Raw genomic sequence first — 13,994 nt, 5'->3', positions numbered from 1 at the left:
GATTCTCCGCGACGGGCGGCCGAAAGGCTCTCTCTCGACCTCCAACCCGTCACGAACTGCACCGCCTGTCCTCTCACTCTCTGAGGCACCGCCGCGAAGGCAGCCGAAACAGCCGGCGGACGCATTAGGCGGCCTCCTCGTCGCCCTCGTCGAAGGAGGCGATCGGCCGTTGCTGAAAGCCAAGCAGGAAATCGGCGGCCTTCGACGCCGCGCTCGCCGCCCGTACAACTGCGCGGTTGTCTTCACGCAGCACCTCCAGCCAGGAGCCGATATAGTCGGCGTGGCGTACGGTCGGCACGATGCCAAGTGAAGCGCAGACGAACGCACCTGCCATCTCGGCGACCAGTTCCTCGCGCGCGTAAGATTTGGAGCCGAACGAGCCCGAGAGGTCCCGACCAAGCCGGGAAACAGCTCCACTCCAATGCGACAGTTCGTGGAACGCGGTCCGATGCCAGTTGATCGGCTCGAAATACGCCGCCAGCGGCGGGACCTGCACAAAATCCCCGGTCGTATTGTAGTAAGCGCGCACCCCGCCAATGCGGAAGTCGGCGCCGGTTGCGGCAATCAGCGCTTCCGCCTGCGGTTCGATCTGATCCGGTGGCGGCGGGACGACTGAGCCAACGACGTCCCCGGGCAAGCCGTCACACTGCTCTATGTTAAAAACGGTAAAGCGCTTGAGAAACGGAATCGTGCCCGGCTCCTCCCCAGTCTCTGCGGTACGCCGACGCTCGTCCTCGGGAATGAAGCGATCCGTGTAGACAACGGTCGTACCTCGCTCTCCCTTCCTGACATGGCCGCCGAGCCCGAGCGCCTGACGAAAGGTCAGCCAGCTCTGGCTGGAGAAGCCGCACTCAAAAACGGCACCCCACAAAATCAGCACGTTGATTCCGGAATAACCCCGCAGCGTCGAAGCATTGCGCGGCATGGCGAGTGGCGCCTTGATCGCCGCCGTTCCCCATGGCTGCACCCAAGGAATCCGGCCGGCCTCCAGTTCTGCGATGATCTTGTCGGTGATTTCAGTGTGCAGGCTCGCCCGGTCATCGCCAACACGAACTCGTGTGTGTCTGGACATCGCGATTCTCCGCGACAGGCGCCGGAAGCCTCTCTCCCGACCTTCGACCCGTCACGACGAACCCGGTCCGCACTCTCACTCTTAATCTCGATGACGGCGCACAGCCGGAGACCTCGAACCGAATGGGCCACGCGTCCGACCCGTCTGGATAACCTGCAATTCGACGCGGAAAATTATGAATGACGCCGCGCACACTACTCGTCTGAGGGCCCCCGGCGTCTGAGCGGCGAGGCGGTGGCGGGTGGGGTCAGGAAGCTTTGTGCCCGAGGTTCGCGGCTCCCCGTCATTAATATAGAAGAGAAGCGTGTGGGCGGAGCGAAGCGGAGACCACTGAGGGTCGCGAGACCCGGCTAAGAGGCACCCGCAGGAGGGTCAGCATAGCGCCGACGCGTAGCGGCGGGACCCGGGACCGAGTGCAGTCGCGAGACCGGTTAAAAAGGCACCCGACCCGAAGGGCAGTGATAGCGACGCCGGCATGCAATGACGGCGGGCCCGAGGGCGAGTGCCTCCGGCGAGCGACTCAATGCGGATGCGCGTCTCGTTGGTATCAATTTTGCTTTTGTGATAGCGTCTCACTCGTGTGCATGTCTATGCACGGCGTGGGCATGTTCACTGAGAGCCAATTCTTACAGAGGACGACATGGCCAAGAAAGCGAAGAAGGCAAAGAAGACCGCGAAGGCAGCTACCAAGAAGGTGGCAAAGAAGACTTCAAAGAAAAAGAAGTAGTCGTATCGGCTACTGATCTATTGCCGCCTTCGGGTCGCAACCCGGATAAGAAGCGAGACCTCCCAAAGGATATGAAGCGTCCTTTGCAGCCGTTTGGTATCGCGGCACGCTGAGATAAGGCCGGACCTTTGTGCAGGTGGCTGCTGCATAAAGGTCCGCTTTTTCGTTTCTGCCCCGCGAGGGCATGATCTGCTCCTGCGCGAGGGATCGAAGCCGCATGGCGGCCGAGACGCAGGGCGGCTCGGTTCACGAGAGCCCGGGGCGGCGACAGCCGCACGCGCAAAACGGACAAGAGCAACCACCTGAGCTCGGACGTCTGAAGTATCGGAGAACGGTCTCTCCAGTTCGTTCTTACCCACCCTAGCACAAGGCCGGGCAAAAATTCGGCCTTCGAAAAACCACGAGATCCCACGATCCCGAATCCCCGTCGTGTGTTGGCGATAGGGAACGTCTGCGGGACTAAACGATTCGTCTCAGCGTGGGAGAACCTTTCAATGCTGATGACCAAGCAGAGACGGCCGGCGATCCGTACCCTGCGCGGTTGGGCCATCAACGTGCTGAACGAAGCCGGCGCCATCCGCGAGTGCGAGGAGCACGGCTGGATGCGGGACCGCGCCGATCCGCACGCACGAGAGCGGGCCTTCGACATTGCCCGTCGAGCCCCGCCGGCGGGCGTCACCCCCGATGCAGCGTTGGCTGAGGTTCGCGACGTGCTGAACTCGATTGGTGATACGTGCCCGGAGTGCCCTGCAGATTAGAGGGGCTGGTGCTGAGCCAGGCTTCCAAGTCAGCGGCCCAGCTTTTTCTCGACGCGCTTGCGGGAATTGCCGACCTTCTTGACAGCCTTCTTCACCGCCGAGGCCGAGCGCCCAGTCTTCTTCGCTTCATACCGGACCTCGTAGTCCTGCCCTTTCGCGACCCGGGCGCGATCCTGTTTGCGTCCACGCGCGGTCCTCTTCTTCGCTGCGGCCATCGGCTCCTCCTCTTTAGAAGTGATGGCAATGCAACGCTGCAAGGATTCACGGGTTCCGTTCGTTGGCCGCAGCTCAGTGGCCACAAGCATGGCCACGTACGATTGGCGTCCATCCATCGAGCAGCAGACCGTCCCAGGAAATGACGCCCTCATCCCATCTCGACGCGTGCTGGCGGTACATCGAAGCCCACTGAGGGCTCCATTCGATGATTTGGTCATTGAGGCCATCGTGCACGCGACACGGCCTATCCGGATCGAACGTGTCCATCGAGTTCATGCCGGATGTCCGGGATCGACGTCCTTGGGCGTCTTCTTCTCCCGCTGAGGTGTCATTTTCGCCGGACTTTCCTTGCCGCCGCGCGGACCCAGCTGCTCGCGCTGAATGTCGTCCTCGGAGCGTTGGGGCTCCACGCCATTCGTGGGCTTCTCAGGCATCATTCCATCCGAGCCTTGTCTTTCAGGTCACGTATTCGGGTCTCGGCCTCTTCCTTCGAGGTGACGATCTCCGATTCATCCGGTACCCGTGCGATCGCGCTGAGCCTCTTGAGCTCGGCGAGTTGTTCTGCAGTTGGTTTTCCCATCTTCGAATCCTTGAGCGCCTGCACGACGGCCTCGTCGTCGAGCACATCCAGGAGCTGGTTTATGGTTTGCTCGCAATCTCTGGGGCCAGGCTCGACATACCGGGCCAGGATGCCCTGAGCGTCCTCCAACGCCTTCGCAACTCGCTGTTCCGGATCCATGACCGGTACTCCAGATACTCTCAGGCAAACGCGGCTATGAACGGCGCGTTCCTTTGCTCAGCCCCTTGAACGAGCTGGCCCGCAGGAGTCCTTCGGAGGTGATGTCGCGGTACTCGATGTCGGCAAAGAACTTGGGTTCGACCCAGGTGGCCTTCGGTTTCCTGATGGTCTTGGTCAACTTCTGCTTGGGGCTGACGGCGGTATCGAGCGCCTTGCGGATCTGCGCCGAGGTGGTCCGGCTCCATCCTGTGCCGACCTTGCCCATGTAGACGAGATCTTTGCCTTCTTTCTTACCCAGGTAGAGCGCGGCCACGCCGGATGGATCCTTGATGAAGCCGACCACGGGAAACTTCCCTTTCTGGACGACCTTGATCTTCTGCCAGGCTTCGACCCGCTCCGATCGGTATGGCGCGTCCACGCGCTTTGAGATGATGCCCTCATAGTTCAACTTGCTGGCGGCGACGAACAGAGCCTGCCCGTCGCCTTCATGGTGTTCACTAAAGAAGATGGGCTCCTCGAGCCTGTGCTCCTCGATCAGTTCTTTGAGCAGCCTCTTCCGCTCAAGCTGCGGCTCCTTGCGCAAATCCTTGCCGTCGAGCCACAGCAGATCGAACGCGAAGAAGATCAGCCGGTCCTGGTCGCCTCTGCCGAGGTCTGCCTGCAGCTCGGAAAAATTGGTGCGGCCGTCATGGATGACGACGACTTCGCCGTCGACGATGGCCTGCCCCTCGATATCGAAGGCGGCAGCGATCCTGGAAAACTTGCTGACCCAATTGTAGCCGTTGCGGGTGTAGGCCCGGCGATCGTCACCGTCGATCCGGAGCTGGATGCGGTAGCCGTCGTATTTGATTTCGTGAATCCACCGAGAGCCCGAAGGTGCCTTCATCTTCAGGGTCGCCAGTTGGGGGCTGATGAACTCCGGCATCTGAGGAGCTTCTGGCTTCTCGGCCGGAGGCACCGATCTTGTACGCTTTGCCACGCTACGCCACTCACAAAAAACCGCCGCCGGGTTGGAGCCGGCGGCGGGCAGTCTACCTACCTTACTCAACGAGTCTCGCAACTTCGAAGGCAGCGAGGAGTTCCCAGACGGTCGCACCTCGCAAGCTTTCGAATAGGAGCGATCCGCCACGCATTCTCAGAGTGCAGTGCCGAAAAAGCCAATCCCTGCCGCATCGAACTCCGGTCGATGGCGGGCGTTTACCTATCATGTCAGACGCATTCGATTACTTTCGGGCCTACGCGGTCCGAGCTCTCTGCAAAGCGAGATCTATGCCGCGGGGCAGGATGAAGCATCTGCAGCTGGTGGTAGGTCGGGTCTACAATCTCCTCAAGAAGGAGGCTGCCTACGGCCCCAATATCCAGTACCTGGACGATTTCCGCGCAGCCCAGAAGCTTGAGAGCTCTCTTGATCGCCAGCCTAGCGGCCGCTCCGGCGGTCGCCTTACTTCGGTGGCGCCGCAAAGCGCGGACCGGGAGGCTCGCTGAATGCCTTCGCTCGACGCTCGCGGTGTGGCAGGTCTCTTGCGAGAGTACGCGCAGCGCACCGCGTTGCGAGGCGGCAATCCCTACCGGGCGAAGGCCTACTCTCGGGCGGCCGACAGTCTGGCGGCTCTTGCCGTCCCTTTGGACGTCCTCATCGCCGAGGATCGTCTGACGGAGATCCCCGGCGTCGGCGACGCGATAGCCGATATCATCACCAAGCTTCACAAGACAGGCAATCATCCGAGCCTCGAAAAGCTTCGCAAGGAGATTCCCGAGGGCGTGCTCGAGATGCTCGCGGTACCCGGTTTGCGGCCGGAGAAGGTGCTGCGGCTCTATCAGGATCTCGGCATCACCTCGCTCGCGGAATTGGAGGCCGCCGCCAAGGACGACCGCATCAAGAAGGCGAAAGGACTCGGTGCCGCGCTGCAGACCAAGATCCTGCAGAACCTGGCGATGGCCAAAAGCGGAGAAGGCCGCCTCCACCTGCACCGCGCCGCCACCCTGCTCGCGCACGCGAAGGAATCCATCCGGAAGTCCCGGCCAGAACTCAAGCGCGTGACGATTGCCGGCGATTTCCGCCGAGGCTGCGAACTCGTCGCCGACCTCACAATCGTTGCGGAGGCCGCCAAGTCGGCCGAGACAGCGATGCCATCGTCCGAAGGACTGCAAGTCCGGGTGTCCGACCGCAAACATTTCGGCGCCGCCCTTCTCTTCGCCACCGGCTCCGCCGCTCACATCGAGCAGCTCCAAGCCTTGGCCGCCGAGAAGGGCATGCGGTTGGACGCTCACGGCCTGCACAAGGGCCGCGCACTGATCGCCGGCGAGGAGGCTGACATCTACCAGGCTCTCGGGCTGCCCTTCATCGATCCCGAGCTAAGGGAAGGCCGCGGCGAGGTCGAGCTGGCCTTGAAGGGCAAGTTGCCGAACCTTGTGACCGACAAGGACTTGCGCGGAATCCTGCACTGCCACACCGATGCTTCCGATGGGACAGAGACCCTAGAGACCATGGCGAAGGCGACCCGTCAGCGCGGCTTCGAGTATTTTGGGGTCGCCGACCATTCCAAGTCCGCCCATTACGCCGGCGGTCTCTCCCTCGAAGAGATCGTGCAGCAGCACCGGGAAGCCGACCGCCTGAACAAGCGCTTCGGCAAGGACTTTCGGATCCTCAAGGGAATTGAGTCGGACATTCTGGCTGACGGGTCGCTCGACTACGATGAAAAGGTGCTCGAAGGTTTCGACTTCGTCGTCGCCAGCATCCACGGCCGTTTCAAGCTGGACCGCAAGGCGCAGACCCAGCGCCTGCTGCGGGCCATTTCCGATCCTCATACGACAATCATCGGCCACATGACTGGCCGGCAGCTGCAGCGGCGGCCGGGCTACGAAATCGACGTCGAGAAGGTGCTTCGGGCCTGCGCGAAGCACGACGTTGTCGTCGAGATCAACGCACATCCGTGGCGTCTCGATCTGGATTGGCGCTGGCACCAGGCGGCCCTCGAATTCGGCTGTATGCTGAGCATCAATCCGGACGCGCACTCGATACCAGAGCTCGACCACATGCACTGGGGCGTCGAGATGGCTCGCAAGGGCGGCGTCCCCGCCGAACGGGTCCTGAACGCGATGACATTGCCACAGATCACGCGTTATCTCCGTCAGAAGAGGCGCTCGCTTGCCCGGGCCGCCTGATATTGCCACAGGAGCTCCAGAAAAAGCCCGGGTCTACTCGCAAGACGGCCAAACGCGGGACGTGATCCCAGAGCGTTCCGGAAATGGCGGGTGTTCGAAGGTATGCTCGGCTATGCCGCGGTGGGGCGCGGCCACTAACACCGTTCGGCTTCATTTGGGCTCTCTTAATGGGCTGACCGCTCCAAGCCGTCGATCTGAACGCGGTGCCGACCTTGATCTGGGCGGCATGGCTCGAGAGCAGCTCGGCGACGACTTCCGGACCGCGCTTGCCGAACTCCCTGTCGGAGTGCCTGCGGTGCAGGGGCCAGATGCGGTGGTTCATGTCGAAGCTGCTGGGCCGGGACCCGACGGCCACGATAGTACATCGGTTCGTTTGTCCAGGTTGCGAGGGCATCGAGAAATCGAAGCCGACTTCAAGCCGATCCGCGTCTCTCCGGATGATCAGGCGGAAGCAAGGCCTGCGGCGCGAGCTGCTTAAGAAGGCTCTCGGAAGTGGCCTGACGGGCTCGCGGAACATCGAACCCCGAGGGCACGTTGCTCCGGGATGGAAGCCTTTCTGCACCGCCTCTTTACGGCCAGGTCCGACTTTCCGATCTGGGTACACTACACGCTGACGCTTGGCCTGGTGGGCACCGCGTTCATCGCCCGGGTGATGCTGGACGATCACCTTCGATCCTATCCGTTTCTGCTGTTCATTCCGGCCATCTTCCTGTCCTCCGTCCTATTCGATCGGGGCTGCGGGATCGCAGCGACTGCGGCGGGCGCCGTGCTTGCCATCGCCTACTTCATGCCGCGGCCCCCATCGTCCGCCGTGATCCCGCTCGTCTTGTTCATCCTAACCGGCATCTGCATCGCCGCCGTCACCGAGCTTCTGCGGGGCACGTTGCGGAAACTCTCCGAAGCCAACCGGTATTCGGAAGTTCTGCTGCAGGAGCTGGCGCATAGAACGCGCAACGACCTCGCAACCATAGTCTCCGTCCTTCGGCTTCAGGCCCGCTCGGCCACCGACCCGGCGGTCCAGACGGCGCTCGCGTCCGCGGTGAGCCGGGTGGACGTGGTCGCCAAGGTCCACGACCGTTTGCGGGATACCGCGGACAGCAGCCGCATCGACCTCGCCCCGTACATCGAAGCCCTATGCGGAAGCCTCGCCGACTTCCATCGTGGCGTCCGCACGATCTCGATCGGTGTCCGCTGCGAGAATATCGAGGTGCGGACCTCGCAGGCGGCGTCGATCGGGCTGATCGTGAACGAATTGGTAACGAACTGCTTCAAGTACGCCTTCCCCGAGGGGCGCCGCGGCGCCGTGGACGTGGACGTGCGCGCCAAGGGCGACCGCATCCACGTGACGGTGCAGGACGACGGTGTCGGCTGTCCGACCGAGGTCAAGAGCGGCCTCGGCACGCGGTTGATCAGTCTGCTGGCGTCGCAGATGAAGGGGACCGTAACGAGAAGGCCTCTTCCGGAGGGTTGCGAGGTGCAGGTCTCTCTCGCGCGTGACGCCTGAGGCCGCAGGCGATGAATTTCTCGAAGCTGGCTGCAACCGAAGACAGGCTCTCGCGTAGACGGGTCGGAGCTTGCGACCATGACCGCCCCATCGACGAAGACTCTCGAAGACCTGGAGCGATACCGAAGGCTGCACGCGGAGGCGACCGACCCGCTTGCGGTGCGGCTGCTGCAGGACATCATCGTCGAGCTCGAGGCGAGCCTTTCTGCCGGGGAGCAGGAGGACGCAGGCAAGAAGTCCGAGGACGGCTAGGCGGATGGGTCTGGGCGAGCGCGACATGGCCCACGATTGGCCGGGCCGGTCCCGCATAGGCCCGGTCGGACTCCAATTGGATCGTTCGCAGTGCATCTTTCGTGGCATCATCTCTCTGGTAGACCCAACTCTTCGACGGCCCGACCGCAGATCTCGGCGGGGTCCTTGAGGCCGGTCTGGCCGATCTCGATGATCTTCTTGGCAATCAATTCGGTCAGGGGATCGTTGCGGTCCTGCACGCCAATCGTGCGGAGGGCCCGTTCATAGGCTTTGGAAAGCCGCGCGATCTCTTCAGGCCCCAAAGGCGAGTTCTGAAGTATTCGGTAGATGGCCACGTTGTTGTCCCCTGGTACGGGTAGCCTAGCACCAATCGCCTGAGAGAGCATTGCGTCATCCCAGCAGATTTTAGCTTTCGCAACAGTCCCCTTGTTCGTCCTGGAAGCCATGAAGCTGGCAGCGAAGCGCGCCGCAGACGCGCAAGCCCGACGACTTTGCCTGTATTTCAGAGGACGATCCGTCCCAAAAACTTCCACTGCCTGCATAGGAACGATAGCGCAAGTACCAGGTTTTCCCGAAGCCCCTGCCCCCGAGGGGCGACCCCGAATGGCCCCAGCTCATAGCCCCCCTAGCCCCCGAGCTGGGGCCTTTATCCGGAGCAGAAAGCCCTTTGATGGACGTCTTCTCGGTTCATTAACAGGTTAGTCGTCTGCGGCGGCAGGGCCGTGCGGTCGCGCCGCGCCATGAAAAACGTTTACCTAGCCGCACGTTCGCGCTGCACCCGTTAGCAACGTACGATTCACATATGTGGATGCCGGAACAACGTCGGCCGGATTTGAGTCGGGATTGCATCATTTTCCCTGTTGGTCCACCGGCGGGCCATGATCCAAGTCTGTCCAAAGCTTGGGTGGGGGGTACACGACATGCGTGAACACCATGGGATCGCCGTTGACGCCGCTGTGCTGTATGCGCGTCTGGAGCGGCTCACGTCTCAATTATCCGAATTGAAAAGACTTCGCGCCCGCGTGCTCGAGTTGGAGCGGAGCGCTGAAAATTGGAGCATCGAAGGGTCGTCTTCCAGTGGAAGCGACAAATCTCCTAGACCTTGGTCGCCGTCCAGACTCCGCTGCACCTGGCAGCACCGGAATAGCCGCTCCAAGATCCCGTTCCATTTGTCGGGGCCAATCTGCCGGCGCCCGCGGCATGCTTGTCCTGCACCGTTACGGAAGCGCGCACTGCGCCGGTTCTCGATACGCGCCCCCGAAATCTGACAAGGTTGGGATGAGAGATGTTGCCATTCGAGATGTTCACGTCGAAATTGTAGCTTGGATCGCAAGGTCCGGACCGCGTCTCGAAGATCAGGTGCCACGCACCATCGAAGTCGTGTATCGGGTAGGAGCGCGCCTCGGCGCAACCGGCATAGGCGAGGATTAGACAACCCGCCGACAAGTTAGCAACCAACCGCATCATCGCCATCGCCTCAAACCTGGGTGAGTCTGCTATTTTCCGCCCGGCAGGGGCGCGCCCTCTGGCTCCAGTAGCTTGAGAGCGGTTTCAATCTTGGCGAGCAGCGCCTGAATTTCAGCTCGCTCGTTGCGGCCGGGATGGGCTTCGAGTCGCGCCAGCAATTGCTCTTTCTGTAGTATCAGGTTTGCAAGAGCGGACATTGGTTCCCCACGATTGCCAGTGAAGGGCCGCTCAAAGAGCGGCCCTTTGTCTGGTTCACCAGCTCCGGGTACCGAAGCTGAAGCCAATGCTCGGGCCACCGCCATAGTAGCCGTAGCCGCGATCGTAATAGCTAGGCCCACCGTAGTAGCCGTAGCTGCGGCGGACGACGTATCCGTCATCGCCACCGTAGTAGCGCTGAACGTAGCGAGGGCCGCGGGTGCGGTAGCAGCGACCGTATTCGTTGCAGACCAGGCGGACCTGGTCGATGCCCGAGACTTCCGCCGAGCCGATGGCGGTCGGATTCAGCGGAGCGGCGACCGCCGCTGATCCCAACAACGCCGCGGCCGCGGCGCCAAGTGCGAGTGTCTTCATGGTCGTTCTCCTCTTTCCGAACTCAGTCGATTTCTTCGATGATACGGCGCTCACGGGGTTCAACGATGTAGGTGCGGCTGTCCCGGTTGATGTACCGGTACTCCCGCAGGGTCGGAGCATCCCGATAGACTTCCTCGGGGAAGGCCTCGATCTCCACGCCCTCGGGCACGCGCTCGCCGGTGCGGATTTCGGTCCGAACCGAGCTGCCGGTGGTCACGCGCTTCTCGCGCTCGACCGGACGCGCCTTCGCGTGCTTGCGGACGACCTCGCGATCGCGGTCGCTGAACGTCACCTTGCGCTGCTCGGTGCGCGCCGGCGCGGCGGCCGTCGAACGGCCGGAGTACGGCAGGACCGTCACGATCTTGTAGGTGGACGGCTCGACGATCACGATCTCGTCCTTCACCAGGACGAAGTTGTAGCCGCGATACTGCGGCACGATCTCGACGACCTCGGCCGGCAGCGGCTGCAGGCGGATGTCGCGGGGGACGACGGTGCCAACCGACAGGGAGAAGTTCACGTTGGTGAGCGGCTGCACGTTCAGGTGCGAGATCGACGCGCTGATGCGGGTCCGCTGCTGGTCGTTGATGTTCACCGATGCGTTCACGTTGGTGTTCGACGAACGATCTGCCGTGTTCTGCTGATTGCTCGGCTGCTGGGCGGTGTTGGTCGAGCCGCTACCAGAGGGCGACTGCGCCTGGTTGTTGGTCGAGGACGGCGGATTGGCGCTCTGCGTCGGGTTGTTCGTGTTCGAAGGAGTATTGGTCTGCGCCTGATTGGACGGCGTCGCGGACTGGTTCGACGGCTGATTGGTCTGGGCCTGGTTCGTCGAATTGCCCGAGGGCGCCTGCGTGGTGTTGGTGCCAGTCCCGGAATTGGACGGCTGGCTACCGGCGGTCTGGCCGGTCGACGACGGAGACTGGGTTTGAGCCGAGTTGCTCGAAGGATTGGTCTGAGCCGATCCCGAGGAATTCGACGGCGTCGACGTCGAAGAGGACGGCGTCGCTGTGGAGTCCTTCTGCTGCTGCGTCGCGGACGGAGTGGAGCTCGACGTGCTCGGCGAAGATTGAGCGAAGGCCGAAGTCGCGATCGCGACGGCGGCGGTCGTGGCCAAGAATAAACGCTTGTTCATCTCTGAAACCTCCTAAAAGCGGACGTCGATTAACCCGAAGCGTGGGCTGCGGTTCCGTTTCGGGAAAACTCGGCAATCAGGGATCGATTTCTTCTGCACGCCCGATAACTGGTGCTGTAGCGAAATGGGACGACGGGCTAGTGGGCGGGAAGAACCGGAACTTCGTCGACGAATCCCCGTTGGCAGTGACTACTTTCAAGCACTGAGGAGGATATCATGAAGAAGTTGATCGTGTGCGGCGCGCTCGCCGCTTTCGCCCTCGGCACTCAGACCGCCAGCGCCGCCGAGTTCTACATCGTCCGCGATGCGACCACCAAGAAGTGCACCGTGGTCGACAGCAAGCCCACCACGACCACCACAACGGTTGTTGGCAACGGCGTCTACAAGACCAAGGTCGAGGCCGAATCCGCGGTCAAGACCACCAAGGTCTGCACGGAGCAGTAAGCGACCGTTCGGAGGTCGAAGGAGGCTTGCGAACCGTACTGACAGCAATTGGAGGAGAAAATGCCCGTATTGATTCTGTGGGCCGTTCCTGCCGTCCTCGTTGTTGGCGGCGTCGGCTATTTCCTGGTTCATATGCACTGAGCTATTAGCTTCGCACCAACGGCCCGTCCGGCTCCCCGGACGGGCCGTTTCTGTTTGGCGAGCGTCATCGAACCTCAAAGAAAAAGGGCCTCCGATGGAGGCCCTCGATCCGGGAATGTCGTTCCCTTAGTTGTAGTCCGAATACTTGAACTGCGGCAGCGCTTTCAGCTGCTCCTTGTTGCCGCTCATGACGGCGTGGTCCGGCACCCAATCGTTCGTGTTGCGGTTCGTCGTGGTCGTCGAAGCCGCACCGGTGGTGGTCTCGCGCATAGTGGTCGTGTTGCTCGTCGAGCTTGTCCGGACCGGCTCCTCGACGAACTTCAGCTTGTCCATCGAGACCGCGATATCGTGCTCGCCCATCCCGAGGAAGCCGCCGATGCCGATCACCACGGCGTTGATCTTGCCGCTCTTGTCGACCAGCAGTTCGTTGATGTCGCCGAGCTTTTCGTTGGCCTCGTTGTAGACGTTCAGGCCCATGAGCTTCGAAGCGCGCCAATTGTCCTTCAGCATCATCTTGTCGGCGGGCTGTGCGGTAGCCGCGGGCGCGGCGCGGTCGGCCGGCTGAGCGGATTGCGCGAACGCGGCGCTCCCGACAACGGCGGTGCTCAGCAAAGCGACAGCAAGAAAGCTTTTCATGGATTTCCTCCTCCAGCGTGAGTGCAGCACCCGTTGGGATGCCCGCCCCAACGCCCATCGCTGCCGGTTGTTCCCGAATCGGAACGGGCGCGCCCTTCGCTTTCGAATCCTTCGCGCGAGAGACGATCCTCAGGCGTGGCGAGCTCCCCGAGTGACCAGTCCCCGATAGATAGCTCTCTTCGTACTGCCTGGCCATACGACTGGCGACGAAACGCTCCTCGAAGCGGGCGCGGATTCTGCTCCGGTCCAGCCGGCCCGCTTCCTTGACCGCTTCGATGGCCTGCTCCTCGCCATCCACGATGAAGCCGGTGACGCCGTCCTCGATCACTTCCGGCACCGATCCTGAACGGTAGGCGATCACGGGCGTCCCGCATGCCATCGCCTCGATCATGACGAGACCGAACGGCTCCGGCCAATCGATAGGAAACAAGAGAGCTGCGGCGCCGGCGAGGAACGGCTGCTTGCGGGCGTCGTCCACTTCGCCGACGAGCTTGATCTCCTCGCCGTCGATCTCCGGCTCCAGCTTCTTCTTGAAATAAGCCGTCTCCGCCCGGGGTATCTTGGCCGCGATCCGGAGCGGCATCCGGACGGCGCGAGCGATGCGTATCGCAGCTTCCGGCCCCTTCTCCGCCGTCAGCCGCCCGAGAAAGGCCAGGTACGCGCCGGCTTCATAGGAGGGACGAAACAGGTCCTTAGGCAGCCCGTGCGGAATCGTCGCGATCCAATTCGCGTCGGGAAGCGGACGCCGCTGGTTGTCCGAGATCGAGACGAAGGGAGCCTCTGGGAAAGCCCCGATCACATCGGGCAAGCCGGGAAGGTCGAGCCGACCGTGCATGGTCGTCAGAAACGGCACTCCGGTGCGGCTCAGGACCGGCAGAGGCAACCAATCCACATGGGAATGAATCACGTCGAAGTCGCGCGCGCTCTCGCCGATGGCCTCGATCAAGAGCGCGCAGGCGGCGTTCGGATCGTCGCCTTTCCGTCCCAGGCGCAGCGCGCGCGGCCACACGGCGTGGAGTTGGGATTTCGTGCTCGAATCTCCGCTGGCGAACAGGGTGACGTCGTGACCGAGGTCGACCGATTCGTCCACGAGCCAGGCGATCACCCGTTCGGTGCCGCCGTACAGCTTGGGAGGAACGCTCTCGGCCAACGGCGCAAGCTGGGCGATCCGCAT

General features: G+C 62.3%; 16 protein-coding genes and 1 pseudogene. 6 read left to right on the top strand and 11 right to left on the bottom strand.

Translation table 11 applies throughout. From position 1 onward, the window contains the following. Positions 1-124: 124 nt before the first annotated feature. A complete protein-coding gene (locus P6U31_RS08065) occupies positions 125-1,072 on the bottom strand; it encodes an ArdC family protein (protein ID WP_407187686.1) in 948 nt (315 codons plus the stop codon). A 1,221-nt stretch (positions 1,073-2,293) separates the two neighbouring features. On the opposite strand from P6U31_RS08065, the gene P6U31_RS08060 reads away from it, so the two are divergent. Then, positions 2,294-2,557, top strand: coding sequence for a hypothetical protein (locus P6U31_RS08060; RefSeq protein ID WP_407187685.1), 264 nt, complete (start codon positions 2,294-2,296; stop codon positions 2,555-2,557). A gap of 29 nt (positions 2,558-2,586) precedes the next feature. On the opposite strand, the gene P6U31_RS08055 is transcribed toward P6U31_RS08060, so the two are convergent. From P6U31_RS08055 to ligD, 4 genes are all read right to left on the bottom strand, one after another. After that, positions 2,587-2,772 carry a DUF3606 domain-containing protein gene (locus tag P6U31_RS08055; protein ID WP_407187684.1) on the bottom strand — a complete coding sequence of 62 codons (186 nt, stop codon included), beginning with the start codon at positions 2,770-2,772 and terminating at the stop codon, positions 2,587-2,589. Positions 2,773-3,045: 273 nt separating this feature from the next. After that, positions 3,046-3,210, bottom strand: a complete 165-nt coding sequence (locus tag P6U31_RS08050; RefSeq protein WP_407187683.1) for a hypothetical protein — start codon at positions 3,208-3,210, stop codon at positions 3,046-3,048. Continuing rightward, positions 3,207-3,512 (bottom strand): hypothetical protein, encoded by a 306-nt coding sequence (locus P6U31_RS08045; protein WP_407187682.1) that lies wholly within the window; start codon positions 3,510-3,512, stop codon positions 3,207-3,209. The genes P6U31_RS08050 and P6U31_RS08045 overlap by 4 nt, the downstream gene beginning before the upstream one ends. A gap of 34 nt (positions 3,513-3,546) precedes the next feature. After that, positions 3,547-4,437, bottom strand: coding sequence for a non-homologous end-joining DNA ligase (ligD, locus tag P6U31_RS08040; protein ID WP_407187681.1), 891 nt, complete (start codon positions 4,435-4,437; stop codon positions 3,547-3,549). A 359-nt stretch (positions 4,438-4,796) separates the two neighbouring features. Here ligD and P6U31_RS08035 point away from each other — a divergent pair, with 359 nt between their 5' ends. From P6U31_RS08035 to P6U31_RS08020, 4 genes are all read left to right on the top strand, one after another. Next, on the top strand, positions 4,797-4,997 hold the full coding sequence (locus tag P6U31_RS08035) for a hypothetical protein (protein ID WP_407187680.1): 201 nt from the start codon (positions 4,797-4,799) through the stop codon (positions 4,995-4,997). Next, complete coding sequence (locus P6U31_RS08030; protein WP_407187679.1) at positions 4,998-6,677, top strand: PHP domain-containing protein; 1,680 nt, start codon at positions 4,998-5,000, stop codon at positions 6,675-6,677. It begins immediately after the preceding gene. Positions 6,678-7,221: 544 nt separating this feature from the next. Beyond that, a complete protein-coding gene (locus tag P6U31_RS08025; RefSeq protein WP_407187678.1) occupies positions 7,222-8,181 on the top strand; it encodes a sensor histidine kinase in 960 nt (319 codons plus the stop codon). Between the two features lie 78 nt (positions 8,182-8,259). Further along, positions 8,260-8,433 (top strand): hypothetical protein, encoded by a 174-nt coding sequence (locus P6U31_RS08020; protein ID WP_407187677.1) that lies wholly within the window; start codon positions 8,260-8,262, stop codon positions 8,431-8,433. A gap of 107 nt (positions 8,434-8,540) precedes the next feature. Here the strand turns inward: P6U31_RS08020 and P6U31_RS08015 are convergent, their stop codons facing one another. From P6U31_RS08015 to P6U31_RS08000, 4 genes are all read right to left on the bottom strand, one after another. Further along, positions 8,541-8,768: a hypothetical protein gene (locus P6U31_RS08015; RefSeq protein WP_407187676.1), complete on the bottom strand. Its 228-nt coding sequence runs from the start codon at positions 8,766-8,768 to the stop codon at positions 8,541-8,543. Positions 8,769-9,929: 1,161 nt separating this feature from the next. After that, a complete protein-coding gene (locus P6U31_RS08010; RefSeq protein ID WP_407187675.1) occupies positions 9,930-10,097 on the bottom strand; it encodes a hypothetical protein in 168 nt (55 codons plus the stop codon). A 55-nt stretch (positions 10,098-10,152) separates the two neighbouring features. Further along, entirely contained in the window at positions 10,153-10,470 is a 318-nt protein-coding gene (locus tag P6U31_RS08005) for a hypothetical protein (RefSeq protein WP_407187674.1), read from the bottom strand. Between the two features lie 22 nt (positions 10,471-10,492). Next, positions 10,493-11,599: a DUF1236 domain-containing protein gene (locus tag P6U31_RS08000; RefSeq protein ID WP_407187673.1), complete on the bottom strand. Its 1,107-nt coding sequence runs from the start codon at positions 11,597-11,599 to the stop codon at positions 10,493-10,495. A 216-nt stretch (positions 11,600-11,815) separates the two neighbouring features. On the opposite strand from P6U31_RS08000, the gene P6U31_RS07995 reads away from it, so the two are divergent. After that, positions 11,816-12,043 carry a hypothetical protein gene (locus tag P6U31_RS07995; protein WP_407187672.1) on the top strand — a complete coding sequence of 76 codons (228 nt, stop codon included), beginning with the start codon at positions 11,816-11,818 and terminating at the stop codon, positions 12,041-12,043. 267 nt (positions 12,044-12,310) lie between these two features. Here the strand turns inward: P6U31_RS07995 and P6U31_RS07990 are convergent, their stop codons facing one another. Together P6U31_RS07990 and P6U31_RS07985 are read right to left on the bottom strand one after the other, a co-directional pair. Further along, complete coding sequence (locus tag P6U31_RS07990; protein WP_407189786.1) at positions 12,311-12,820, bottom strand: PRC-barrel domain-containing protein; 510 nt, start codon at positions 12,818-12,820, stop codon at positions 12,311-12,313. A gap of 163 nt (positions 12,821-12,983) precedes the next feature. Beyond that, positions 12,984-13,994 (bottom strand): annotated as a pseudogene (locus P6U31_RS07985) (glycosyltransferase family 4 protein); the annotation flags it as partial.

The organism is Bradyrhizobium centrosematis (genome assembly GCF_045571495.1).
GTDB classification, from domain to species: Bacteria; Pseudomonadota; Alphaproteobacteria; order Rhizobiales; family Xanthobacteraceae; genus Bradyrhizobium; species Bradyrhizobium centrosematis.
Note: the sequence above shows the minus strand (reverse complement) of the source record. Positions and strands in the feature narration are given on the sequence as shown.